The organism is Massilia jejuensis (assembly GCF_042656795.1).
GTDB lineage: Bacteria > Pseudomonadota > Gammaproteobacteria > Burkholderiales > Burkholderiaceae_D > Telluria > Telluria jejuensis.
In genome coordinates this window covers 62,661-84,368 of the sequence record NZ_JBHSMS010000074.1, presented here as the reverse complement: position 1 = coordinate 84,368, position 21,708 = coordinate 62,661, and the positions used below count along the sequence as shown (strand labels likewise).

General features: G+C 67.3%; 21 protein-coding genes. 10 read left to right on the top strand and 11 right to left on the bottom strand.

All coding sequences use genetic code 11. From position 1 onward, the window contains the following. Positions 1 to 8 precede the first annotated feature (8 nt). Positions 9 to 932: a pseudouridine synthase gene (locus ACFPOU_RS21315; protein WP_379726189.1), complete on the top strand. Its 924-nt coding sequence runs from the start codon at positions 9 to 11 to the stop codon at positions 930 to 932. 3 nt (positions 933 to 935) lie between these two features. Here the strand turns inward: ACFPOU_RS21315 and ACFPOU_RS21310 are convergent, their stop codons facing one another. Further along, the gene (locus ACFPOU_RS21310) at positions 936 to 1,706 is read right to left on the bottom strand and encodes an exodeoxyribonuclease III (RefSeq protein ID WP_379726186.1); all 771 of its coding nucleotides are present in this window, start codon (positions 1,704 to 1,706) and stop codon (positions 936 to 938) included. Between the two features lie 98 nt (positions 1,707 to 1,804). On the opposite strand from ACFPOU_RS21310, the gene pyrE reads away from it, so the two are divergent. Continuing rightward, positions 1,805 to 2,467 carry an orotate phosphoribosyltransferase gene (gene pyrE / locus ACFPOU_RS21305; RefSeq protein WP_379726183.1) on the top strand — a complete coding sequence of 221 codons (663 nt, stop codon included), beginning with the start codon at positions 1,805 to 1,807 and terminating at the stop codon, positions 2,465 to 2,467. A 65-nt stretch (positions 2,468 to 2,532) separates the two neighbouring features. On the opposite strand, the gene gatB is transcribed toward pyrE, so the two are convergent. The 3 genes from gatB to gatC are packed head-to-tail and all read right to left on the bottom strand — an operon-like array spanning position 2,533 to position 5,844. Next, on the bottom strand, positions 2,533 to 3,993 hold the full coding sequence (gene gatB / locus ACFPOU_RS21300) for an Asp-tRNA(Asn)/Glu-tRNA(Gln) amidotransferase subunit GatB (RefSeq protein WP_379726180.1): 1,461 nt from the start codon (positions 3,991 to 3,993) through the stop codon (positions 2,533 to 2,535). A gap of 35 nt (positions 3,994 to 4,028) precedes the next feature. Beyond that, positions 4,029 to 5,504 carry an Asp-tRNA(Asn)/Glu-tRNA(Gln) amidotransferase subunit GatA gene (gene gatA, locus ACFPOU_RS21295; protein WP_379726177.1) on the bottom strand — a complete coding sequence of 492 codons (1,476 nt, stop codon included), beginning with the start codon at positions 5,502 to 5,504 and terminating at the stop codon, positions 4,029 to 4,031. Positions 5,505 to 5,544: 40 nt separating this feature from the next. Further along, positions 5,545 to 5,844: an Asp-tRNA(Asn)/Glu-tRNA(Gln) amidotransferase subunit GatC gene (gene gatC, locus ACFPOU_RS21290; RefSeq protein WP_379726174.1), complete on the bottom strand. Its 300-nt coding sequence runs from the start codon at positions 5,842 to 5,844 to the stop codon at positions 5,545 to 5,547. Between the two features lie 345 nt (positions 5,845 to 6,189). Between gatC and ACFPOU_RS21285 the strand changes: the two genes are divergently transcribed. From ACFPOU_RS21285 to ACFPOU_RS21260, 6 genes are all read left to right on the top strand, one after another. Continuing rightward, positions 6,190 to 7,233, top strand: coding sequence for a rod shape-determining protein (locus tag ACFPOU_RS21285; protein WP_193687199.1), 1,044 nt, complete (start codon positions 6,190 to 6,192; stop codon positions 7,231 to 7,233). 100 nt (positions 7,234 to 7,333) lie between these two features. After that, complete coding sequence (gene mreC, locus ACFPOU_RS21280; protein WP_379726170.1) at positions 7,334 to 8,431, top strand: rod shape-determining protein MreC; 1,098 nt, start codon at positions 7,334 to 7,336, stop codon at positions 8,429 to 8,431. Then, entirely contained in the window at positions 8,431 to 8,949 is a 519-nt protein-coding gene (gene mreD, locus ACFPOU_RS21275; protein ID WP_379726167.1) for a rod shape-determining protein MreD, read from the top strand. The genes mreC and mreD overlap by 1 nt, the downstream gene beginning before the upstream one ends. Before the next feature lie 49 nt (positions 8,950 to 8,998). Then, a complete protein-coding gene (gene mrdA / locus ACFPOU_RS21270; RefSeq protein WP_379726164.1) occupies positions 8,999 to 10,996 on the top strand; it encodes a penicillin-binding protein 2 in 1,998 nt (665 codons plus the stop codon). Between the two features lie 3 nt (positions 10,997 to 10,999). Beyond that, positions 11,000 to 12,115, top strand: a complete 1,116-nt coding sequence (rodA, locus tag ACFPOU_RS21265) for a rod shape-determining protein RodA (protein ID WP_379726161.1) — start codon at positions 11,000 to 11,002, stop codon at positions 12,113 to 12,115. Between the two features lie 14 nt (positions 12,116 to 12,129). Next, positions 12,130 to 13,170 carry a septal ring lytic transglycosylase RlpA family protein gene (locus ACFPOU_RS21260; protein WP_379726158.1) on the top strand — a complete coding sequence of 347 codons (1,041 nt, stop codon included), beginning with the start codon at positions 12,130 to 12,132 and terminating at the stop codon, positions 13,168 to 13,170. 40 nt (positions 13,171 to 13,210) lie between these two features. On the opposite strand, the gene ACFPOU_RS21255 is transcribed toward ACFPOU_RS21260, so the two are convergent. Genes ACFPOU_RS21255 through argS form a run of 7 tightly spaced genes read right to left on the bottom strand, consistent with a single transcriptional unit; the run spans position 13,211 to position 19,407 of the window. Then, complete coding sequence (locus ACFPOU_RS21255) at positions 13,211 to 13,912, bottom strand: SPOR domain-containing protein (RefSeq protein WP_379726155.1); 702 nt, start codon at positions 13,910 to 13,912, stop codon at positions 13,211 to 13,213. Next, positions 13,906 to 14,655, bottom strand: a complete 750-nt coding sequence (locus ACFPOU_RS21250) for a type III pantothenate kinase (RefSeq protein ID WP_379726152.1) — start codon at positions 14,653 to 14,655, stop codon at positions 13,906 to 13,908. The genes ACFPOU_RS21255 and ACFPOU_RS21250 overlap by 7 nt, the downstream gene beginning before the upstream one ends. Beyond that, positions 14,656 to 15,423: a biotin--[acetyl-CoA-carboxylase] ligase gene (locus tag ACFPOU_RS21245; RefSeq protein WP_379726149.1), complete on the bottom strand. Its 768-nt coding sequence runs from the start codon at positions 15,421 to 15,423 to the stop codon at positions 14,656 to 14,658. After that, positions 15,420 to 16,211 carry an SDR family oxidoreductase gene (locus ACFPOU_RS21240; RefSeq protein ID WP_379726147.1) on the bottom strand — a complete coding sequence of 264 codons (792 nt, stop codon included), beginning with the start codon at positions 16,209 to 16,211 and terminating at the stop codon, positions 15,420 to 15,422. Before ACFPOU_RS21240 ends, ACFPOU_RS21245 begins: the two co-directional genes overlap by 4 nt. After that, entirely contained in the window at positions 16,208 to 16,894 is a 687-nt protein-coding gene (locus ACFPOU_RS21235; protein ID WP_379726144.1) for a thiol:disulfide interchange protein DsbA/DsbL, read from the bottom strand. Before ACFPOU_RS21235 ends, ACFPOU_RS21240 begins: the two co-directional genes overlap by 4 nt. A 12-nt stretch (positions 16,895 to 16,906) precedes the next feature. Then, positions 16,907 to 17,608, bottom strand: a complete 702-nt coding sequence (locus ACFPOU_RS21230) for an SPOR domain-containing protein (protein WP_379726141.1) — start codon at positions 17,606 to 17,608, stop codon at positions 16,907 to 16,909. A gap of 32 nt (positions 17,609 to 17,640) precedes the next feature. Then, entirely contained in the window at positions 17,641 to 19,407 is a 1,767-nt protein-coding gene (gene argS, locus ACFPOU_RS21225; protein WP_379726139.1) for an arginine--tRNA ligase, read from the bottom strand. A 174-nt stretch (positions 19,408 to 19,581) separates the two neighbouring features. Here argS and rsmB point away from each other — a divergent pair, with 174 nt between their 5' ends. Then, positions 19,582 to 21,099: a 16S rRNA (cytosine(967)-C(5))-methyltransferase RsmB gene (rsmB, locus tag ACFPOU_RS21220; RefSeq protein WP_379726136.1), complete on the top strand. Its 1,518-nt coding sequence runs from the start codon at positions 19,582 to 19,584 to the stop codon at positions 21,097 to 21,099. 44 nt (positions 21,100 to 21,143) lie between these two features. Further along, complete coding sequence (locus ACFPOU_RS21215; protein ID WP_379726133.1) at positions 21,144 to 21,707, top strand: DUF4390 domain-containing protein; 564 nt, start codon at positions 21,144 to 21,146, stop codon at positions 21,705 to 21,707. Position 21,708: the final 1 nt, after the last annotated feature.

Here is a 21,708-nt window from a genome sequence, read left to right as displayed (position 1 = left end):
GGTGATGGATGGGTAGGCAGGCCCAGGCCAATGCCCATGTGCCGCTGCCGGTGCGCGGCGGCGTCGCGCCCAGCTACCTGTGGCTGACCGAGTCGCGCGCCGGCGGCATGCTGCGCTTTCTGGCCGAGCGTTTTCCGGACGTGACGCCGGCCTCCTGGGCGGCGCGCCTCCAGCGCGGCGACGTGGTCGACGCGGCCGGCACGCCATTGAGCGCCGGCAGCCACGTGCGCAAGGGCATGCGCATCTGGTACTACCGCGAACTGGACGAAGCGGAAACGCCCATCCCGTTCAAGGAACGCATCCTGTTCCAGGACGAACACCTGCTGGTGGTCGACAAGCCGCACTTCCTGCCGATGATTCCGAGCGGGCGCTTCCTGCACGAGACGCTGCTGGTGCGCCTGAAGGCGCAGCTGGAACTGCCGCACCTGACACCGATCCACCGGCTCGACCGTGAAACCGCGGGCGTGGTGATCTTCTCGCACAATCCCGACACGCGCGGGCGCTACCAGTCGATGTTCCAGAAGCGCGTGGTCAGGAAAGTCTACGAGGCGCTGGCCGGGCCGGTCGCGGGACGCGATTTTCCGTTCACCTATCGCAGCCGGATGGTCGATGGCGACAAGTTCTTCGTCATGACCGAGGAAGCGGGCGAGCCGAACTCGGAAACCTTCATCGAGGTGCTGGAGCGGCGCGGCGACACCGTGCGCTACCGCCTGCACCCGCATACGGGCCGCAAGCACCAGCTGCGCCTGCACCTGGCCTCGCTCGGCGCCCCGATCCTGAACGACGCCTTCTATCCGGTCGCGCTGCCCTGCAAGGGCGACGATTTTTCGGCGCCGCTGCAACTGCTGGCGCGCGCCATCGGCTTCGACGATCCGCTCACGGGCCAGCCGCGCACGTTCACCAGCGAACGCAACCTCGACTGGCCTGGCTGAAGATCACAGGTGGTAGTCGATGATCAGGGGCGCGTGATCGGAAAAACGCTCGTCCTTGTAGACCGACACCGCATGCGCCTTGGCCGCGATGCCCGGCGTGGCCACGTGGTAATCGATGCGCCAGCCCACGTTCTTCGCCCATGACTGGCCGCGGTTGCTCCACCAGGTGTAGTCGGCCGCCTCCGGCGCCACCACGCGGTGCACGTCGACCAGCCCGAGTTCGTCGAACAGGCGCGTCATCCACGCGCGCTCTTCCGGGAGAAAACCCGAGTTCTTCTGGTTGCTTTTCCAGTTCTTGAGGTCGAGTTCCTTGTGCGCGATGTTCCAGTCGCCGCAGATGACGACTTCGCGTCCCTCGGCCTTGAGTTCCTGCAAGTGCGGCAAAAACACTTCCATGAAGCGGAACTTGGCCAGCTGGCGCTCGGGCGAGGACGAGCCCGACGGGCAGTAGACCGAGATCACGGTGAGGTTGCCGAAGTCGCAGCGCGTGTAGCGCCCTTCGGCATCGAATTCCTGGCAGCCGAAGCCGATGCGCTTGTTGTCCGGCGCCAGGCGGCTGTACACGCCGGTGCCTGAATAGCCCTTCTTTTCGGCGTAGTGGAAGTGGCCGTGGTAGCCGTGCGGGCGCAGGAAATCCTCGGTCATGTCGGCTTCCTGGGCTTTGAGTTCCTGTACGCAGATGAAGTCGGCGTCGACCGTGGCGAGCCAGTTGAAAAAGCCTTTCTTGTGCGCCGAACGGATGCCGTTCAGGTTCGCGGAAATAATTCGTGGCATGGGATAAGAAAGAGAAGGTGGCGGCCCGGCGGACACGGCGATGGCGCTGGCCGTGTCGGGGGATTAAAATACAGCCACTTTTTTAATGTGGGGTCATCGTGAACAATTTGCGCCAACAGTTTATCGCTTTTTCGGTCTCGACGGGAGTGCTCAAGTTCGGCGAGTTCACGACCAAGGCCGGGCGCCAGTCGCCGTATTTCTTCAACGCCGGCCTGTTCTACGACGGCGCCACGCTGGGCCGGCTGGCCCAGTTCTACGCCCAGACCCTGCTCGACTCCGGCGTCGAATTCGACATGCTGTTCGGCCCGGCCTACAAGGGCATCACGCTGGCGTCCGCCACCGCCGTGGCACTGGCCGCCAAGGGCCGCAACACGTCGTATGCCTACAACCGCAAGGAAGCCAAGGACCACGGCGAAGGCGGCACTATCGTCGGCGCCAGGCTGCAGGGCAAGGTCGTCATCGTCGACGACGTGATCTCGGCCGGCACTTCGGTGCGCGAATCGGTCACCATGATCCGCGCCGCCGGCGCCGAACCGGCCGCCGTGCTGATCGCGCTCGACCGCATGGAACGCTCGGGCAAGGAGGGTGCCTTGTCGGAGGGCTCGGCGGTGCAGGCCGTGGCAAGTGAATTCGGCATCCCGGTCATCTCGATCGCCAACCTGGACGATTTGTTCACCTATCTGTCAGGCGAGGGCGCCGGCGCCGAGCTGGGCCGGCACAAGGAGGCGGTGGCGGCCTACCGCGCGCGCTACGGCATCTGAGGCGGCCACACACATAAAAAAATAACCGGAGCATGCTCCGGTTATTTTCGTGCTTCAGGCGGAAATCAGCCCGCCAGCTTTTTCTTCAACAGCTCCGTCACCTGCGCCGGATTGGCCTTGCCTTTCGAGGCCTTCATCGCCTGGCCGATCAGCGCGTTGATCGCCGCTTCCTTGCCGGCCCGGTACTGCTCGACCGACTTGGCGTTCGCCGCCAGCACCTCGTCGACGATCGCTTCCAGGGCGCCGGTGTCCGAGATCTGCTTCAGGCCCTTCTGTTCGATCACGATGTCGGCCAGGTTTTCGTCCAGCGACTTCGCTTCCCACATCGCCGCGAAGACTTCCTTGCCGGCCTTGTTCGAAATGGTGCCGTCGGCGATGCGCTTGATGAGCAAGGCCAGCTGCGAGGCCTCGACCGGCGAGTTCAGGATGTCCACGCCCTCGCGGTTCAGGGTCGAGGACACGTCGCCCATCATCCAGTTGGCGATTGCCTTCGCGTTTTCCTTGCCGGCCTTGGCGACCACGGCTTCGTAGTAGGTCGCCATGCCTTGCGAGGAGGTCAGGATCACGCTGTCGTATTCCGGCAGGCCGTAGTCGCCCGTGAAGCGCGCGCGCATGGCGCCCGGCAGCTCCGGCATGTCGGCGCGCACGCGCTCGATCCACTCTTGCGAAATCATCAAGGGCGGCAGGTCCGGGTCGGGGAAGTAGCGGTAGTCCTGCGCGTCTTCCTTCGAGCGCATGGAGCGGGTTTCCTTCTTGTCCGGGTCCCACAGGCGGGTGGCCTGCTGGACCTTGCCGCCGTCTTCGATCAGCTCGATCTGGCGCCGCACTTCATAGTGGATCGCTTCTTCCATGAAGCGGAAGGAGTTCAGGTTCTTGATCTCGCAGCGGGTGCCGAACTCCTGCTGGCCCATCGGACGCACCGAGACGTTGACGTCGCAGCGGAAGGAGCCTTCCTGCATGTTGCCGTCGCAGACGCCCAGCCACATCACCAGCGAGTGCAGCGCCTTGGCATAGGCGACCGCTTCGTTCGCGCTGCGCATTTCCGGCTTGGAGACAATCTCGAGCAGCGGCGTGCCGGCACGGTTCAGGTCGATGCCGGTCATGCCGGCGTAGTCTTCGTGCAGCGATTTGCCGGCGTCTTCCTCGAGGTGGGCGCGGGTCAGGTTGACGGTCTTCGTCTCGAGCTTGCCGTCCTTCTCGAAGGCGAAGGTGACGCTGCCGCCCTGGACCACCGGGTCCTCGAACTGGCTGATCTGGTAGCCCTTCGGCAGGTCGGGATAAAAATAGTTCTTGCGCGCGAAGACGGACTGCGGCGCGATCGTCGCGCCCACGGCCAGGCCGAAGCGGATGGCGCGCTCGACGGCGCCCTTGTTCATCACGGGCAGCACGCCCGGCAGGGCCAGGTCGACCGGGCTCGCCTGCGTGTTCGGCTCGGCGCCGAAGGCGATCGGGCTGCCGCTGAAGATTTTCGAATTGGTCGTGAGCTGGACGTGGTTCTCAAGACCGATGACGACTTCCCATTGCATGGTGTTCTCTCTTTGTATTCTAGGACCGGCCGATGTCAGACGCCTTCGGGCGCGCGCTGGTGCCAGTCGGTCGCCAGCTGGTACTGGTGGGCGATGCCCAGCAGCTTCGCTTCGCTGAAATAATTGCCGATGATTTGCAGGCCGACCGGGCGCTTGGCGTTCTTCTCGCCGCTGCCGAAGCCGCAGGGAATCGACATGCCGGGCAGGCCGGCCAGGCTGGTCGACAGGGTGAAAATGTCGGCCAGGTAGTTGGCGACCGGGTCGTTCGTTTTCGAGCCCGCGTCCCATGCCACGGTCGGCGCGACCGGGCCCATGATGACGTCGCATTGAGCGAGCAGGGCGGCCTGGAACTCGTCGGCGATCAGGCGGCGGATCTTTTGCGCCTGCACGTAGTAGGCGTCGTAATAGCCGTGGCAGAGCACATAGGTGCCGACCATGATGCGGCGCTGGACTTCGCGGCCGAAGCCTTCGGCGCGCGTTTTCTTGTACATGTCGGCCAGGTCCTTGTACTGGCCGGCACGGTGGCCGTAGCGCACGCCGTCGAACCGCGACAGGTTCGAGGAAGCTTCGGCCGGGGCGATGATGTAGTAGGTGGGGATCGACAGGGCCGTTTTCGGCAGCGAGATGTCGACCAGGATCGCGCCCAGCTTGACGAACTGGTCGAGGGCGGCGCGCACGGCGGCTTCGACGTCGGCGGCCAGGCCTTCGCCGAAGTATTCCCGGGGCACGCCGATGCGCAGGCCGGTCAAGGGCTTGTGCAGGTCGCGCGTGAAGTCTTCGTGCAGGTTGCCCTGGTCGGGCGTCAGGCTGGTCGAATCGCGCTCGTCGTGGCCGACCATTTCGCCCAGCAGCAGGGCGCAGTCCTCGGCGGTCTGGGCCATCGGGCCGCCCTGGTCGAGCGAGGAGGCAAACGCGATCATGCCGAAGCGCGAGACGCGGCCGTAGGTCGGCTTGATGCCGGTGACGCCGCAAAAGGCCGCCGGCTGGCGGATCGAGCCGCCGGTATCGGTGGCGGTGGCGGCCGGCGCGAGGCGCGCGGCGATCGCGGCGGCCGAGCCGCCCGAAGAGCCGCCCGGCACGGCCAGCGCGTCCCACGGATTCCTGACAGGGCCGAAGGCCGAGTTCTCGTTGGCCGAGCCCATCGCGAATTCGTCGCAGTTCACCTTGCCGAGCGTGACCATGCCGGCGGCATTGAATTTGTCGACGACGGTCGCATCGAACGGGCTGACGTAATTGGCCAGCATCTTCGAGCCGGCAGTCGTACGCCAGTCGCGCGTGACGAAGATATCCTTGTGGGCGATCGGCACGCCGGTCAGCGGGCCGGCGCTGCCCTCGGCCAGGCGCACATCGGCCGCAGCGGCCTGGGCCAGCGACAGGGCCGGGTCGACGTGCAGGAAGGCGTTGTGGCCGCTGCCGGCGATGCGGTCGAGGAAGTGGCGCGTCAGTTCGACGCTCGACACCTGCTTCGAGTGCAGCAGCGCGGACAGTTCTTTGATGGTCTTGTTGTGCATGGTGCCTAAGTTTCGTGAATGCGTGTTCGTGGAGGCAGGCTTACTCGATGACCTTCGGCACCAGGTACAGGCCGTCCTGGGCTTTTGGCGCGGGCGCCTGGTAGTCGTCGCGGCGGTTCTCTTCGGTGACCACGTCTTCGCGCAGGCGCAGCGGCAAGGCCAGGATCGCCGCCAGCGGATGCGACAAGGGCGCAACACCGCGCGTGTCGACCGCCTGCATCTGTTCGGCCAGGGCGAAGATGCCGTTCAATTCGCCCAGCGCGGTCTCGGCATGGGCGTCGTCCATGTCGAGCTGGGCCAGGTTGGCGATCCGTTTTACGTCTGAAAGGGTCAGGGACATGGCAAAAAGCGCGGCGCGGGCCGCGTTCAAAGTGTGGTTGGGCGAATAACGAAAGTCTGGCGCAGGCTGTTGAACAGCGTGCTACGGTCGATAAAACCTTGCTAATACCGTCGATCTCGCTTCAGGAACTGGGGGGTAAAACCCCCTGTTTTCAGCGTTTAATCGGCAAATTATAAGGTAGAATGGCGGGCTAATGCGTGGTCGGCGCCGAATGAGCGCGGCCACTGCATCGAGCACCTGCCCCAGGCAGGTTGTACAAGACCGCCGGGCGCAGGCAGGGCCGACGCGGCGAGGACTCCCGATCAATAGAACAGTTTAGGCGCGGCTTCGCGCATCAGGACATACATGTTTGGTTCTTTACGCAGTTACTTCTCGAACGACCTGGCCATCGACCTGGGTACCGCCAACACGCTGATCTATGTGCGCGGCCAGGGCATCGTGCTGGACGAGCCATCGGTCGTTGCGATCCGCCAGCAGGGCGGCCCGAACGGCAAGAAGACGATCCAGGCGGTCGGCAAGAAAGCCAAGCAGATGCTGGGCAAGGTGCCGGGCAATATCGAGGCGATCCGCCCGATGAAGGATGGCGTCATCGCCGACTTCACCGTGACCGAAGAGATGCTCAAGCAGTTCATCCGTATGGTGCACGACTCCAAGTTCTTCCGTCCTTCGCCGCGCATCATCATTTGCGTGCCTTGCGGTTCGACCCAGGTCGAGCGCCGCGCGATCCGCGAATCGGCGCTCGGCGCCGGCGCCTCGCAGGTGTTCCTGATCGAAGAGCCGATGGCCGCGGCCCTCGGCGCCGGCTTGCCGGTGTCGGACGCGACCGGCTCGATGGTGGTCGACATCGGCGGCGGCACGACCGAGGTCGGCATCATCTCGCTCGGCGGCATGGTCTACAAGGGTTCGGTGCGCGTCGGCGGCGACAAGTTCGACGAAGCCATCGTCAACTACATCCGCCGCAACTACGGGATGCTGATCGGCGAGCAGACCGCCGAAGCGATCAAGAAGGCCATCGGTTCGGCCTTCCCGGGTTCGGAAGTGAAGGAAATGGAAGTCAAGGGCCGCAACCTGTCCGAAGGCATTCCGCGCGCGTTCACGATCTCGTCCAACGAGATCCTGGAAGCGCTGACCGACCCGCTGAACAACATCGTCTCGGCCGTCAAGAACGCGCTCGAACAGACCCCGCCGGAACTGGGCGCCGACATCGCCGAGAAGGGCATGATGCTCACCGGCGGCGGCGCGCTGCTGCGCGACCTCGATCGCCTCTTGATGGAAGAAACCGGCCTGCCGGTGCTGGTGGCCGAAGATCCGCTGACCTGCGTGGTGCGCGGTTCGGGCATGGCGCTGGAACACAATGACAAGCTGGGCTCGATCTTCTCCTACGAGTAATCGCCCACGAGCGTGTGAGACCCTGGGCAGGCCGGCCGCTGCGATGCCGGCCGCCTGCCTGCGCTGATTCATCGCGGCCCGGCCGTCAACATTGAGATTCATGGATTACAGTCCTCCGCCGCTATTCAAACAGGGCGCCCCCGCGCGGGTGAAGGTGACGGTCTTCGCGCTGTTGTCGCTGGTGCTGCTGGTGGTCGACGCGCGCATGCATGTGTTGAATACCGTGCGCCAGGTTGCCGCCACCGTCCTCTATCCACTGCAAATGGCCGCCCTCATGCCGCGCGACGCCGTCGCCACCATGGGCGGTTATTTTTCCTCGCTCTCGAGCCTCCAGAACGAAGTGCGCGACTTGAAGAACCAGCAGGTGGCGCAGGCCCAGGCGATGCAGCAGGCCCAGCTCCAGATGGCCGAGAACGCCCACCTGCGGCGCCTGCTCGAAGCGCGCGAATACCTGCCTGTGGCCTCGATCATGGGCGAGATCCTGTACGACGCGCGCGATCCCTCGACCCGCCGCATCGTGCTCGACCGCGGCGCGCGCAACGGCGTGCAGCTCGGCCTGCCGGTGATCGACAATGCCGGCGTCGTCGGCCAGGTCACCCGCGTCTTCCCGTTCACCGCCGAAGTCACGCTCCTGACCGACAAGGAGCAGGCCATTCCGGTGCAGGTGCTGCGCTCGGGCCTGCGCAGCATCGCCTACGGGCGCGGCCGCTCCGGCCTGCTCGACCTGCGCTTCGTCGCCCCCGACGCCGATATCCAGGTCGGCGACGTGATCGTCACCTCGGGCCTGGACGGCATGTATCCGGCCGGCCTGGCCGTGGCCAAAGTCGTGCAGGTGGAGAAGGTCGCCGCCGGCGCCTTCGGGCGCGTGGTGTGCCAGCCGCTCGGCGGCGTCGACCGCAACCGCCAGCTCCTGATCGTGATGTCGCAGGCGGCGCGCGCGCCGCGTCCGGCCGAACCGCCGGCCGCGCCCGCGCTCGGCGCCTCGCGCCGCAACCTGCCGAAGATGGACCCGGTCCCGGCGCCGCCGCTGCCGGCCGCGCCGCTGCCGGCCCAGGGCCAGCCGACCCAGCCGGGCACCAACAGCCCGGCCGGCACCGGCGCTGCCGCGCCTGCCGGCGCCTCGGCGCTGCCTGGGTCGGTGGCGCCGGCCGCCGTCACCCCGCCGGTCGCACCGGCAATCGGCAAGGAGGGCGTGTAATGCCTGGCGCGCGTACCAACTACATCCTGCTGCCGGTCAGCCCGCTGTTCATCGCCTTCAGCCTGACCTGCGCCTTCATGCTCAACCTGCTGCCCTGGGGGCAGTGGACCGGCGCGCCCGATTTCGTGGCGCTGGTGCTGGTCTTCTGGGGCATCCACCAGCCGAGGAAAGTCGGCATCGGCATCGCCTTCGGCATGGGCCTCCTGATGGACGTGCACGACGCCACCCTGCTGGGCGAGAATGCCCTGGCCTATACGCTGCTGTCGTATGTCGCGACCATGATCCACCGCCGCGTGCTGTGGTTCCCGGTGCTGACCCAGGCCATGCATGTGTTCCCGCTGCTGCTGCTGGCGCAGGCGATCCAGACGATGGTGCATTTCTTCGCCACCGGCCGCTTTACCGGCTGGCTGCATTTCGTCGAGAGCGCTGTGGCCGTCGCCTTGTGGCCGCTCATCACCTGGCTGCTGCTCGCGCCCCAGCGGCGTGCGGTCGACCGCGACCATACGCGCCCGATCTGATGCGCTCGAACGCAGCGATGACTGAATGCAGCAATGACTGAACGCAGCAATGACCGAGATTAAAGACAGCGACCGCGAGATCCACCATTTCCGCCTGCGCCTGACGGTGCTGCTGGTGCTGGTCTTCGTCTGCTTCGTCATCCTGGCGGCGCGCTTCGTCTGGCTGCAGGTGATCCAGCACGACACCTACCACGCCCAGGCCGAGGACAACCGCATTGCGCTGGTGCCGATCGTGCCCAACCGCGGCCTGATCGTCGACCGCAACGGCATCGTCCTGGCGCGCAATTATTCGGCCTATACGCTCGAGATCACGCCTTCCAAGCTGCAGGCCAGCATGGAGTCGGTGATCGACGAGCTGGCCAAGCTGGTCAGCATCGAGCCGAAGGACCGCAAGCGCTTCAGGCGCCTGATGGAAGAGTCGCGCACGTTTGCCAGCGTGCCGCTGCGCACCCGCCTGACCGACGACGAGGTGGCGCGCTTCACCGCGCAGCGCTTCCGCTTTCCGGGCGTCGAAGTGCAGGCGCGCCTGTTCCGCCAGTATCCGCTCGGTGAAGTGGCCTCGCACGTGGTCGGCTATATCGGCCGCATCAACCAGCGCGAATCCGAGGCCCTGGCCGAGGGCGACGACGCGGCCAACTACAACGGCACCGACCACATCGGCAAGGAAGGGCTGGAAAAGAAATACGAACGCTACCTGCACGGCACCACCGGCTACGAGCAGGTCGAGCGTTCGGCCGGCGGGCGCGCGATCCGCACGCTGTCGCGCCGCCCGCCGGTCCCCGGCAGCAACCTGATCCTGTCGATCGACATCGAACTGCAGAAGGTGGTCGAGGAAGCCTTCGGCGACCAGCGCGGCGCCTTCGTCGCGATCGAACCGGAAACCGGCGACGTGCTGGCCTATGTGTCGCGCCCGGGCTTCGACCCGAACCTGTTCGTCGACGGCATCGACACCCAGAACTGGAACGAACTCAATACCTCGCTCGACAAGCCGCTGATGAACCGTCCGCTATCGGGTACCTATCCGCCGGGGTCGACCTTCAAGCCTTTCATGGCGCTGGCCGCCCTCGAGCTGGGGCTGCGGCGGCCGTCGGACGGCATCCGCGACCCCGGCTTCTTCATGCTCGGCGGGCATCGCTTCAACGACGACAAGCCGGGCGGACACGGCTTCGTCGACATGTACAAATCGGTGGTCGAGTCCTGCGACACCTATTACTACCAGCTCGGCCACGAGATGGGTATCGACCGGCTCTCCGCCTTCATGCGTCCATTCGGCTTCGGCGAGCCGACCGGGATCGACCTCGATCATGAAAAGACCGGCGTGCTGCCGTCGAAGGAGTGGAAGGCGAACCGTTTCAAGCGCAACCGCGCGGCCCAGAAGTGGGTCGGCGGCGACACCATCTCGATCTCGATCGGCCAGGGCTTCAACAACTACTCGATGATCCAGCTGGCGCACGCGGTGGCCATCCTGGCCAACAACGGGGTGGTCATGAAGCCGCACCTGGTCAAGCTGATCGAGGATGGCGCCACGCGCCAGCGCACCCTGACCGTGCCGAAGGAAAGCCGGCGCATTCCTCTCAAGCAGGCAAACATCGACTTCATCAAGAGCACGATGGTGGGCGTGACCCAGGAACCCTCCGGCACCGGCCACCGCGCCTTTGCCAACGCCGCCTATATCTCGGCCGGCAAGACCGGTACGGCCCAGGTGATCGGCTTGAAAGGGCAGAAATACAACGCCAACGCGATCGACGAACGGCACCGCGACAATGCGCTGTACACCGCGTTCGCGCCGGCCGACAAGCCGCGCATCGCGATCGCCCTGGTGGTCGAAAACGCCGGCTTCGGCGCGGCCTCGGCGGCGCCGATCGCAAGGAAGGCGCTCGACTATTACCTGCTGGGCAAGCGCCCGGCGCCGAAAAAACCCGTCGACGAGCCTGCCGCCGGCAAGACGCCCGCGCGCGCGGCGGCCGCCCTGCCGGCGCCGCGCACGCCGGCCGCCGCGCCGGCCGTACCGGCTGCCGCCGTCGCGCCGGCCACCACCAAGGAGTAAGCGATGGCCTATTACCCCGAGCGGCGCTCCCTCAGGCGCCGGCTCAAGCCCTATTTCACCGTCTTCGACTGGCCGCTGGCGATGATCCTGTTCATGCTCGTCACCACCAGCATGATCACGATGTCCTCGGCCGGTGCGGAATTTCCCGGCCGGGTCGAGTCGCAGATGCGCAACTTCATCCTTGCCTTCGTCGTCATGTGGGTGGCCTCGCTGATTCCGCCCCAGACCCTGATGCGCCTGGCGGTGCCGATCTATACCTTCGGCATCACGCTGCTGATCGCCGTCGCCATGTTCGGCATCATCAAGAAGGGCGCGCGCCGCTGGCTGCACCTGGGCATCGACATCCAGCCGTCCGAGATCATGAAGATCGCCACGCCCCTGATGATCGCCTGGTACTTCCAGCAGCGCGCCAAGGTGACGGAATGGAAATCCTTCCTGGTGGCCGCGGTGCTGCTCCTGATTCCCTTCGTGCTGATCGCCAAACAGCCCGACCTCGGCACGGCGCTGCTGGTGGGCGCCTCCGGTTTCTACGTCATCTTCCTGGCCGGCCTGCCATGGAAAGTGCTGTTCGGACTGGCCGTCGCCGCCGCCGCCAGCATGCCGGTAGCCTGGTCGATGCTGCACGACTACCAGCGCGAACGCGTCATGACCCTGATCGACCCGACCTCGGACCCGCTCGGCAAGGGCTTCCACATCATCCAGTCGGTGATTGCCATCGGTTCGGGCGGCATCATGGGCAAGGGCTTCACCCAGGGTACCCAGGGCCAGCTTGAATTCGTGCCGGAACAGACGACCGATTTCGTGTTCTCGGTGTACTCGGAAGAATTTGGACTGGTCGGCAACCTATTTCTTTTGGTAATCTATCTGCTGCTGATCGGCCGCGGCGCCATGATTGCCGCGAATGCGCCGAACATGTTTTCGCGCCTGCTGGCCGGCGCGATCACGATGATTTTCTTTACGTATGCTTTCGTCAACATGGGCATGGTGAGCGGGATCCTGCCCGTGGTGGGAGTTCCGTTGCCTTTCATGAGCTACGGCGGTACCGCGTTCATCACGCTCGGTCTCGGCGCTGGTATATTGATGAGCATACAAAGGCACCGCAAGCTGGTGCAGACTTAATGGAGGAGGATGCGATGACCGCTCCGAGACATCTCCCAGCGGTCATTGCCCTCGTGGCATTGTTGACCGGATGCGGATCGACTGGCGAACACAAGCCATTGATCCCGCTGCCCTGGACCCACAAAGTAACGCCCAACCACGGCGACATCGCCTTGCCGGCCGCCGGCTCCGGCCGTGGCGGCTACTACAAGGACGACGGCCCCGGGCGCAACATACCGCCGGGCCTGGAGCTGGTGCCGGACGCCGTCGTGCGTGCCGAGCCCTATGCCAAGTGGGCGAACCGCCCGTATTCCATCTTCGGCCGGACCTACAACCCGATCCTGCACGAGGAACCCTTCACCCAGCGCGGCGTGGCCAGCTGGTATGGCGTCAAGTTCCATGGCCAGCGCACCTCCTCGGGCGAGCCCTACGACATGTACAAGATGACGGCCGCGCATCCGACGCTGCCGATCCCGTCGTACGCGCGCGTGACCAACGTGGCCAGCGGCAAATCGGTCGTGGTGCGCATCAACGACCGCGGCCCCTTCCACGCCGGCCGCATCGTCGATGTCTCGTACACGGCGGCCCTGAAGCTGGGCTTGCTGGGCAAGGGCAGCCACGAAGTGCAGCTCGAGCGCCTGTTCCCGCACGACCCGAGCCGCCTGGCCACGCTGCGCCGCGCCGCGACCTCGCTGGCCCAGGCCATCGGCGGCACCCCGGCCAGGGAGCAGGCACTGAACGTGACGCCGGCGCCGCCCGACATTGCCGCCTTGATGCTGGAAGAGAGCGTGCAATCGGACAGCGCGGCCGCGGTCACGGCGGCGCCTGCCGCGAGCGCTGACGTGGCGGCCGGTTTCTATCTGCAACTGGGCGCCTATGGCCGCGCGGAGAAGGCGCATGACATGCGCACCCGGCTGGCTGCGGCCGCAGTAGCCGTCGGCAATCTCGACGTGGCGCCGTCGGGGTCGGTGCACCGGCTCTATGGCGGGCCCTTCGCAACGCGCGCGCAGGCGCAGCAGGCAGCCAGGGACTTGCCGCCGGAACTGGGATTGAAGCCGATCGTGGTGAAGCGGTAGCAGAAAAATCGCGCCGGGGCAGGCGACCGACCGGCACCGCTTAGCGGCAAGTATGCAAAACGGCCGCCGGCATCCCGCGCCCGGCCTCGACGATCCGGTTGCGAATCACCGTATCGATCTCCCGGAAACGGTAGGCGAAGCGCTGCGTCTGCGGGCCGCGCGGCAAGACGCGCGTGTTGGCCACGCCCTGTTTCGCCAGCCGCGCCGACTCCGCGCGCGCCGCCGCCTCGGTCTTGAACACGCCCAGCGAGATTGCCCATTTCAGCGGCGATTCGCCCTGCATCACGAAGGAATTGGTCACGCCGCGCTCGCGCAGTTCGGCGGTGCGGCGGTCGGCGCCTTCCTTGCCGTCCTGGGGCGGCAGGTAGACCATGTAGCTGTTGACTTCCTGGAACGGGATCGTCAGGCGGGTCTGGCGCGCGCCCAGGCCCAGGCGCGCCAGGCGCGTCTCGAAGCGCCGCGCCTCGAAGGCGGTGAATGCATCGGTCTCGACGCAGGCCACGGCCGGCGCGGGCAGGGCCGGGACGGCGGCGCCCGTCGCCGGCGCCGCGGCCGGCGCGGCCGCCTGCGCGATCGCTTGCGCCTGCGCGCCGCTCAACAGCACCACCCGGTCGGCGGCGAGCTGGTTGCGCAGGCGCGCCGGTTCGCGCGCTGCGTGCTCGAAACTGCCGAGCAGGCCGCGCCCATACGCGAACAGCAACGCATTCGCGCACAGCAAAGCCCAGAATACGAATCTCAACACCCCTTGTCCCCCATGGATACCGGCGCCCGCGCCACCGCGTGCAGGCCGACCAGCACGATATTATCGACCACCTGGTGCGCGCAGGCGAGGGCCGGCGCGACATATGGCGCGGCGCCGCCCGAGAGCATGCACAGCGCGCCGCCATGCGCCGCGACCGCGCGTTCGATCGCCCCGGCCTGGGCCGACAGGCAGCCGGACACGATCGCGTCATTCGTATTGTCCGCGAACAGCGGCGGCGGCGCGGCGCCGGGCGCGGCCCGCGGCAGCTGCGCCGTGTTCGTGGCCAGCGCCCCGGCCATCAGCCCGAGCCCGGGCAGGATCATGCCGCCGAGGAAGCGTCCATCGCCCGAGACCGCATCGACCGTGGTGGCGGTGCCGCAGGTGGCGACCACCAGCGCGCGGCCGGGCGCCAGCGCGCGCGCGCCGATGGCGGCGGCGAAGCGGTCGCAACCGAGGCGTTCGGGGTCGCGGTAGCCGTTGACGAGGCCCGCCCGTTCGGCGCTGGAGGCGAACCATTCGATGGCGATCGGCGACAACAGGGCGGCCAGGCGCTCGCGCATGGCGACACCGGCCACGTTCGAGACCAGCGCGCGCGCCACGCCCCGGCCCTGCCAGGTGGCGGCAGCGGCGTCGAGCTCGGCGTGCAGACACGCGCCCTGCGCCTCCCATGCGCCGGGCGCCGCGTCGCCCCTGGCGAGCGCCCATTTGACGCGGGTGTTGCCGGCATCGATCAGGAGCAGCATCTAACCGCCTTTCATGCGCAGCGACACGTCGCCGGCCAGCACCGCGATGCGGCCGTCGACGGTGTCGAGCAGCAGGCGGCCGGCGTCGTCGACACCGGCGGCGCTGCCCCGGTGCAGCACACGGCCGCCGTCGAGGATGCACACCTGCTCGCCCTGCCAGGCATGGCGCAGGTTCCAGCGCGCGGCGAAGGCGGCAAAGCCGGCACGCTCGAACTGGCGCAATGCGCCGGCCAGGCCGTCGAGCAGGGCCGCGAGCAGCGCGTCGCGATCCATGCGCGCCAGCCAGGGCAGGGAGGCCACGCCGTGACCGATTTGCGCTTCGAGTTCGTCCGGCATCGCCAGGTTCAGGCCGATGCCGATCACGGCCCAGACGCCACCCTGGAGGATGGCCTGGGTCTCGACCAGGATGCCGGCCAGCTTGTCGCCGTCGCGCAGCACGTCGTTCGGCCATTTCAGGCCGACCTGCACCCCGAGCCGCTCGAGCGTCTCGGCCAGCGCCACGCCCACCGCCAGCGGCAAGCCGCTCAGGCGCGGCAGGCCGCCTTCGAAACGCCAGGCCAGCGAAAAGGTGAGCGAGCCCGCGCTCGACGAGAGCCAGCTGCGTCCGGCGCGTCCGCGTCCGGCGGTCTGGTTGCGGGCAACGAGCAGCAGCGGCCCGCTCAAGCCCGCCGCGCGCGCCAGCAGGTCGGCGTTGGTCGAGCCGGTCTCCTCGACCACTTCGACGGCGACACCCGCGTTCGCCAGCGCGGCGATCGCGCCGGCGTTCATGCGGCCTCCTTGCGCGGCTTGGTCGGCGCCCGCGCGAACAGCAGGTCGAAGAGGACATTCGGCAGCGCGCGCAGCAGCCCGGCGGCCACGCCCATCTGCCAGGGCAGCACGCGGTAGCTGTCGCCGCGCGCGATCGCGCGCACGGCGGCGGCGGCGAAGCGCTCGGCCGGCATCAGGAAGGGCATCGGGAAACGGTTATGCCGGGTCATCGGGGTATCGATATAGCCGGGTGCGATCGTCACGACGCGGATGCCGCTTCCCTTCAATTCGAGCCGCAGCGATTCGCTGTAGGCGTGCACCGCGGCCTTGGACGCGCAATACGCGCCGGCGCCGCGCATGCCGCGGATGCCGGCCACGCTGCCGATCGCGACCAGGCGCCGCATGCCGCCCCAAGCCTTCATCGGGGTGATGAAGGGCGCGAAGGTGGCGACGGTGGCGTTGACGTTGGTGGCGAAGACCGCCTCGAACACGGCCAGGTCTTCAGGCCGGTCGGTGAGCGTGCCGTGCGAAATGCCGGCGCTGGCGATGACGATGTCGGCGCCGCCCGCCCTGGCCATGAAGTCGTGCGCCGCCGCCTCGAGCGCCGCGTGGTCGCACACGTCGAGCGCGTAGCTGCGGTGGCGTTCGGGATGGGGGAGGGAAGCGACCAGTTCGGCGAGCACCTGGCCGCGCCGCGCGACCAGGCCCAGCGTGGCGCCGCGCGCCGCGTATTCGCGTGCCAGTGCCGCGCCGATGCCGCTCGAGGCGCCGGTGATGAAAACCCGGTCCGCGCGCCCCGCGACGGTCATTTTTTGTCCGCTTTGGCTTTTGCCACCAGTGCGTCCATCACTTGCAGGGCCACTTGCTGCTGTTCGGATTCGCTGTGCGCGTGGGAACCGTGCGCATGCGACGCTTCCGGGTTCGCCATCGAAGGGGAGGTGATGAAACGGCCGTCGACGGCGACCATCGGCCAGTGGTCGATCTTGTAGTCGTTCATCATGTTGGCGGCGCGGCGTACCCGCGACTGCACGCCGATCGAGCGGTAGGCGTCGGTGAAGCGGGCGCGGTCGATGCCGGCCTTGGCCACCCAGTCGAGCACTTCGTCGTCGTCGGCGAAACGCACGCCCTGCTGGTGCATGGCGGCGAACAGCTTGCCGTGGTACTGCTCGGCCAGGCCGAGCGCCTCGAGCGTGGCGAACATGCGCAGCTGCGGCAATGCGCGTGCACCGCCCGCCACGTGGACGCGCTTGAAGACGATGTGATCGCCCTGCTTCTTGACCCATGCCGCCAGCAGCGGTTCGAACACGTTGCAGTGCGGGCAGGAATAGGCGAAGAACTCGATGACCTCGACCTGCTTGCCGGCTGGCGTCTGCATTTTCTGCGGCAGCACCTGGTAATGCACGCCTTCCTTGGGCACGACGGGTGCGGCGGCGGCAAGGCCGCTCAGGGTCAGCAGGGCGGCGGTACAGAACAGGCGGCGGAGTACTTGCATCGGGTTGTTCCTTTATTTTTGATTACGGACGATTGCGACATCGATACCGCTGTCGAGCAGCTTGGCGCGTGCCTTGTTCACGGCTTCGACCTGGCTGAACGGGCCCAGGCGTACGCGGTGCAGCGTGCCGCTGTCGCTGGCGCGGTCGCTGATCGCGGCCTCGAAGCCGAGCAGGGCCAGCTTGGCGCGGGTGTTCTCGGCGTCCGAGATCTCGCGGAAGGCGCCCGCCTGCAGGTAGTAGACGTATTTGTCGTCGCCGCCGGCCGCGGCGGCCGCCGGCGTAGCGGCCGGGGCGCTTGCCGGCGCAGCGGCGGGCGCGGCCGGCTTCGGCTCGCCGGCGCCGGTCATGCCGGCGATCGCCTGGCCCAGCGGGTCCGCTTCGGCCGCGGGGGCGCGCGCCGGTGCCGGCGCCGGCGCCGCGGCGACAGCGGCCGCGGCGGCCGCCTTCTTCGCTTCGCGTTCGGCCAGCTGCCGGGCCGCTTCGCGCGCGGCGTCGCGGTTGCCGTACATCGGCTTGTTCGGATCGTTCGCCAGGCTCGGCTCCAGGTCGGCCGGACGGCCCATCTTGTTCGAGCGGTCGGTAAACGGCGAGGCGCCCTTGGTGATCATCAGCGCGACCGCCACCGCGATACCCAGGCCGATGATCAGGCCGATGATGATGCCGGTCAGGGTGCTGCCGCGCTGGCGGGAAGGAAAACGAAGGATGGCGGTCATGGTCGCTGGTCGATAGGTTGAGGCTTGCGGGTTCAAGCTTGTGGTTCGTCGTCGGCTTGCGCCGGCGCGCGTTCCATCTTGTTCGGCGCCGAAACGCCGATCAGGGCCAGGCCGTTGCGCAGCACCTGGCGCGTGGACAGGGCCAGGGCCAGGCGCGCCAGCTTGAGCGGCTCGTCGTCCTCCAGCAGCCATTTGTGCGCGAAATAATAGCTGTGCAGTTCGCCGGCCAGTTCGCGCAGGTAGAAGGCGACCTGGTGCGGACCGAGTTCGGCCTGGGCACGCTGCAGCACTTCCGGATAAGCCGCCAGCTTCGACAGCAGGCTCGCTTCGTGCGGCGCGTTCAGGAGCGACAGGTCGACGCCGGCCAGCCGGGCTTCGTCGCCGCCCCAGTTGGCCAGGGCCGAGCAGATGCGCGCGTGCGCGTACTGCACGTAATACACCGGGTTCTCGTCCGAGGTCTTCAGGGCGACGTCGACGTCGAACACGAATTCGGTGTCGGCCTTGCGCGAGATGAGGAAGAAGCGCACCGCATCGCGGCCGCGCGTGATGTCGCCGTTGCCCGACCAGTCGATCAGGTCGCGCACCGTGACGTAGGAGCCGGCGCGCTTGGAGATCTTCACCTCTTCGCCGTTCTTCATGACGGTGACCATCTTGTGCAGCACGTAGTCGGGATAGCCCTGCGGGACGCCGATGTTCACCGCCTGCAGGCCGGCGCGCACGCGCGCGATGGTTCCGTGGTGGTCGCTGCCCTGGATGTTGATCGCCTGGTCGAAGCCGCGGCGGAACTTCTGCATATGGTAAGCCACGTCCGGCACGAAATAGGTGTAGGTGCCGTCGGACTTGCGCATCACGCGGTCCTTGTCGTCGCCATAGTCGGTGGTCTTGAGCCACAGCGCGCCGTCGAGTTCGTAGGTGACGCCGGCGTCGACCAGGGCTTGCACGGCCTGTTCCACCTTGCCGTCGGCATAGAGCGAGGACTCGAGGTAGTAATTGTCGAACCTGACGCCGAAGGCCTGCAGGTCCTGGTCCTGCTCGTGGCGCAGGTAGGCCACGGCGAAGCGGCGGATCGATTCGAGGTCGTCCGGGTCGCCGCTGGCGGTAGCCGGTTCGCCATCGCTGGCCGACACCGTTTTTTTCGCGAGGAAGTCGTCGGCGATGTCCTGGATGTAGTCGCCGTTGTAGGCCGACTCGGGCCAGCCGGCCTCGCCCGGCTTGATGCCGCGTGCGCGCGCCTGGACCGAGTTGGCCAGGGTGGCGATCTGCACGCCGGCGTCGTTGTAGTAGAACTCGCGCGTGACCTGGTGGCCCTGCGCCTCGAACAGCGACGACAGCGCGTCGCCCAGCGCCGCCTGGCGGCCATGGCCGACGTGCAGCGGACCGGTCGGATTGGCCGAGACGAATTCGATGATCGCGTGGTGGCCGGCGCCTGCCGTGCCGCGTCCGTATGCCTCGCCCTGCTGCAGGATCGTGCGCACCACCGATTGCTTGGCGCCGGCGGCCACGCGCAGGTTGATGAAGCCGGGGCCGGCGACGTCCGCCGCTTCCACGATGCCGGCCGCGTTCGGGTCGGCCAGCAGTGCCGCGACCAGGCGCGTGGCCAGCTCGCGCGGGTTGGTCTTGAGCGGCTTGGCCAGCTGCATGGCGATATTGCACGCGACATCGCCGTGGCTGGGATCGCGCGGACGCTCCAGGACGATATTGAGCGCTTGCTGCGTCGGGGCCAGATCGGTGCCTACGAGGATCGGCGCAAGGGCGGCGTGGAACAGGGCAACGATCTCTTGTTTTTGTTGGGCGAGCATAAATTCGGTCGTAAGTTCAGTGAGGCGGTGGCGCGGCCATGGGAAATCAGAGCCTCATTATACTGGTTTGCTGCAGCGCCGAATATGGCAGGCGCCGGCGCCGGGCCATGCTTTAAGCCCGGCCAAAGACGGACCCGGTACAATGCGGGTCTTTCCCCGTACCGACCCGCCATCATGACCGACAAGCGCCGCACGCTCACCATCGCCCCCAAGCCCGCCGGCGCCAAGCCGGCGCGGCCGGGCGGCAATCCGGCCGCGCAGTATGCCCGGCCGAAGCCGGCGGCCAAGGTCGAGAAGAAGCCCGCAGCGAAGCCGGCGCCGGCAAGACCGGCAGAGCCTGTTCGCCCGAGCCACGAGGTCAAGCCGCAGTTCCAGCAGGCGTTCCGTCCCGACCTGCCGAGCGACTCGCTGGCGCTGGCCTTGCTGGGCGCGGCCAGCGCCGTGGCGCAGGTGCGCGCCGGCAGCGCGCTGCCGCCGGCCCTGTCGAACGTCTTCGCCAGTTTCGGGGCGACGCCGCAAGGCCGCGGCGCGATCCAGGACCTGGCCTACCGCACGATGCGCGGCCTCGGACGCGCCGAGACGCTGCTGGGCCTGATGACGGCCAAGGCGCCGGATGTGCCGATGCTGCTCGGCATGCTGCACTGCGCCCTGGTCCTGCTCGATCCGCCGCCTGGCGAAAGCGCGCCCTACGAACCGTTCACGGTGGTCGACCAGGCGGTGACGGCGGCCGCCAGGCACCCTGATCTCGCCCACGCCAAGGCGATGGTGAACGCCGTGCTGCGCCGCTTCCTGCGCGAACGCGACGCGCTCGTCGCCAGCGCGCTCGCGCAGCCGCTGGCGCGGTGGAACTACCCGCAGTGGTGGATCGAGGCCATGCGCGCGGCCTATCCGCGCGACTGGGAGGCCATTCTCGCGGCCGGCAACGGCCAGCCGCCGCTCACGCTGCGCGTCAATACGCGCAAGACCGGCGTCGAGCAGTATTTGCACCTGCTCGAGCAAGCGGGCATGGCCGCTGACGTGGTCGGCCCGCACGCCTTGCGCCTGAAGCAGGCGGCCAACGTGGGGCAGATTCCCGGTTTCCACGAGGGGCTGGTCTCGGTGCAGGATGCCGGCGCCCAGCTGGCCGCGCCCCTGCTCGGCCTGCAAGACGGCATGCGGGTGCTCGACGCCTGCGCGGCGCCGGGCGGCAAGAGCGGCCACATCCTCGAGATGGCCGACGTCGACTTGACCGCCGTCGATGCGGACGCGCAGCGCCTGGCGCGCGTGGGCGACAACCTGGGCCGCCTGGGCCTGTCGGCCACCCTCGTGGCGGCCTGCGCGCAGGCCACCGATTGGTGGGATGGCCGGCCCTTCGACCGCATCCTGGCCGACGTGCCGTGCACGGCCTCGGGCATCGTGCGGCGCCACCCGGATATTCGCTGGCTGCGCCGCAAGACCGACTCACGCCAACTTACAACACTTTCCGGTGAGATACTCGACAATCTTTGGCAGATGCTCAGCGCCGATGGTAAATTGTTGTTTGTGACATGTTCGCTCTGGCCCCAGGAGTCGGAGGCGCAGGCGGCTGCGTTCGCGGCGCGCCACATGGATGCCATCCGCCTCGATGCGCCAGGGCAGCTGCTCCCCTCGAGCGGCGCCGGGCTCGATCATGACGGACTGTTCTACGCCCTGTTCCAAAAGAGAGCGGCGTAACATTCCCGTACCATACGCTCAATTTACTTAGGTTCCGGCCCCCTGTGACTTTACGATTTTTCCGCCTCCTCGCCTGCCAGCTCCTGCTGGTCTTCGCGTGCGCAACGGCGCAGGCGGCCGACGGGATCGATATCACGCTGGCGAAAATCGAGGCCACCGACGAGGGCTACCGGCTCGGGGCCAACTATGCGTTCGACCTGAACCGCGACCTGGAAGACGCCCTGCAGCACGGCGTCAAGCTCTACTTCACGACCGAAATCGAACTGACGCGCCCGCGCTGGTGGTGGCGCGACGACCGCGCCGTCTCGTCCAAGCGCACGGTCAGCATCTCCTACGATGTGCTGCTGCGGCAGTATTATGTGTCGATGGGCGGCAGCGTCCAGCAGACCTTCCAGACCCTCGATGAAGCGATGTTCCAGATCCGGCGTCCCGGACGCTGGGTGATCGCCCCGAAAGGCGCGCTCAAGCAAGGCGAAACCTACGAAGTCACCCTGCGCATGTACATGAACCGCGACCTGCTGCAAAAGCCGCTGCAGGTGAACGCGTTCAGCAATTCGGACTGGCACCTTGCCTCGAACCGGAAGACCTTTACCTATCGTGCGGAGTAGG

Bases quoted from the DNA above. Each gene is read 5' to 3' on its own strand.
- ACFPOU_RS21315 (WP_379726189.1), top strand. From the start codon at position 9: ATGGGTAGGCAGGCCCAGGCCAATGCCCATGTGCCGCTGCCGGTGCGC.
- ACFPOU_RS21310 (WP_379726186.1), bottom strand. From the start codon at position 1,706: ATGCCACGAATTATTTCCGCGAACCTGAACGGCATCCGTTCGGCGCAC.
- gatB (WP_379726180.1), bottom strand. From the start codon at position 3,993: ATGCAATGGGAAGTCGTCATCGGTCTTGAGAACCACGTCCAGCTCACG.
- gatA (WP_379726177.1), bottom strand. From the start codon at position 5,504: ATGCACAACAAGACCATCAAAGAACTGTCCGCGCTGCTGCACTCGAAG.
- gatC (WP_379726174.1), bottom strand. From the start codon at position 5,844: ATGTCCCTGACCCTTTCAGACGTAAAACGGATCGCCAACCTGGCCCAG.
- ACFPOU_RS21285 (WP_193687199.1), top strand. From the start codon at position 6,190: ATGTTTGGTTCTTTACGCAGTTACTTCTCGAACGACCTGGCCATCGAC.
- mreC (WP_379726170.1), top strand. From the start codon at position 7,334: ATGGATTACAGTCCTCCGCCGCTATTCAAACAGGGCGCCCCCGCGCGG.
- mreD (WP_379726167.1), top strand. From the start codon at position 8,431: ATGCCTGGCGCGCGTACCAACTACATCCTGCTGCCGGTCAGCCCGCTG.
- mrdA (WP_379726164.1), top strand. From the start codon at position 8,999: ATGACCGAGATTAAAGACAGCGACCGCGAGATCCACCATTTCCGCCTG.
- rodA (WP_379726161.1), top strand. From the start codon at position 11,000: ATGGCCTATTACCCCGAGCGGCGCTCCCTCAGGCGCCGGCTCAAGCCC.
- ACFPOU_RS21260 (WP_379726158.1), top strand. From the start codon at position 12,130: ATGACCGCTCCGAGACATCTCCCAGCGGTCATTGCCCTCGTGGCATTG.
- ACFPOU_RS21250 (WP_379726152.1), bottom strand. From the start codon at position 14,655: ATGCTGCTCCTGATCGATGCCGGCAACACCCGCGTCAAATGGGCGCTC.
- ACFPOU_RS21245 (WP_379726149.1), bottom strand. From the start codon at position 15,423: ATGAACGCCGGCGCGATCGCCGCGCTGGCGAACGCGGGTGTCGCCGTC.
- ACFPOU_RS21240 (WP_379726147.1), bottom strand. From the start codon at position 16,211: ATGACCGTCGCGGGGCGCGCGGACCGGGTTTTCATCACCGGCGCCTCG.
- ACFPOU_RS21235 (WP_379726144.1), bottom strand. From the start codon at position 16,894: ATGCAAGTACTCCGCCGCCTGTTCTGTACCGCCGCCCTGCTGACCCTG.
- ACFPOU_RS21230 (WP_379726141.1), bottom strand. From the start codon at position 17,608: ATGACCGCCATCCTTCGTTTTCCTTCCCGCCAGCGCGGCAGCACCCTG.
- argS (WP_379726139.1), bottom strand. From the start codon at position 19,407: ATGCTCGCCCAACAAAAACAAGAGATCGTTGCCCTGTTCCACGCCGCC.
- rsmB (WP_379726136.1), top strand. From the start codon at position 19,582: ATGACCGACAAGCGCCGCACGCTCACCATCGCCCCCAAGCCCGCCGGC.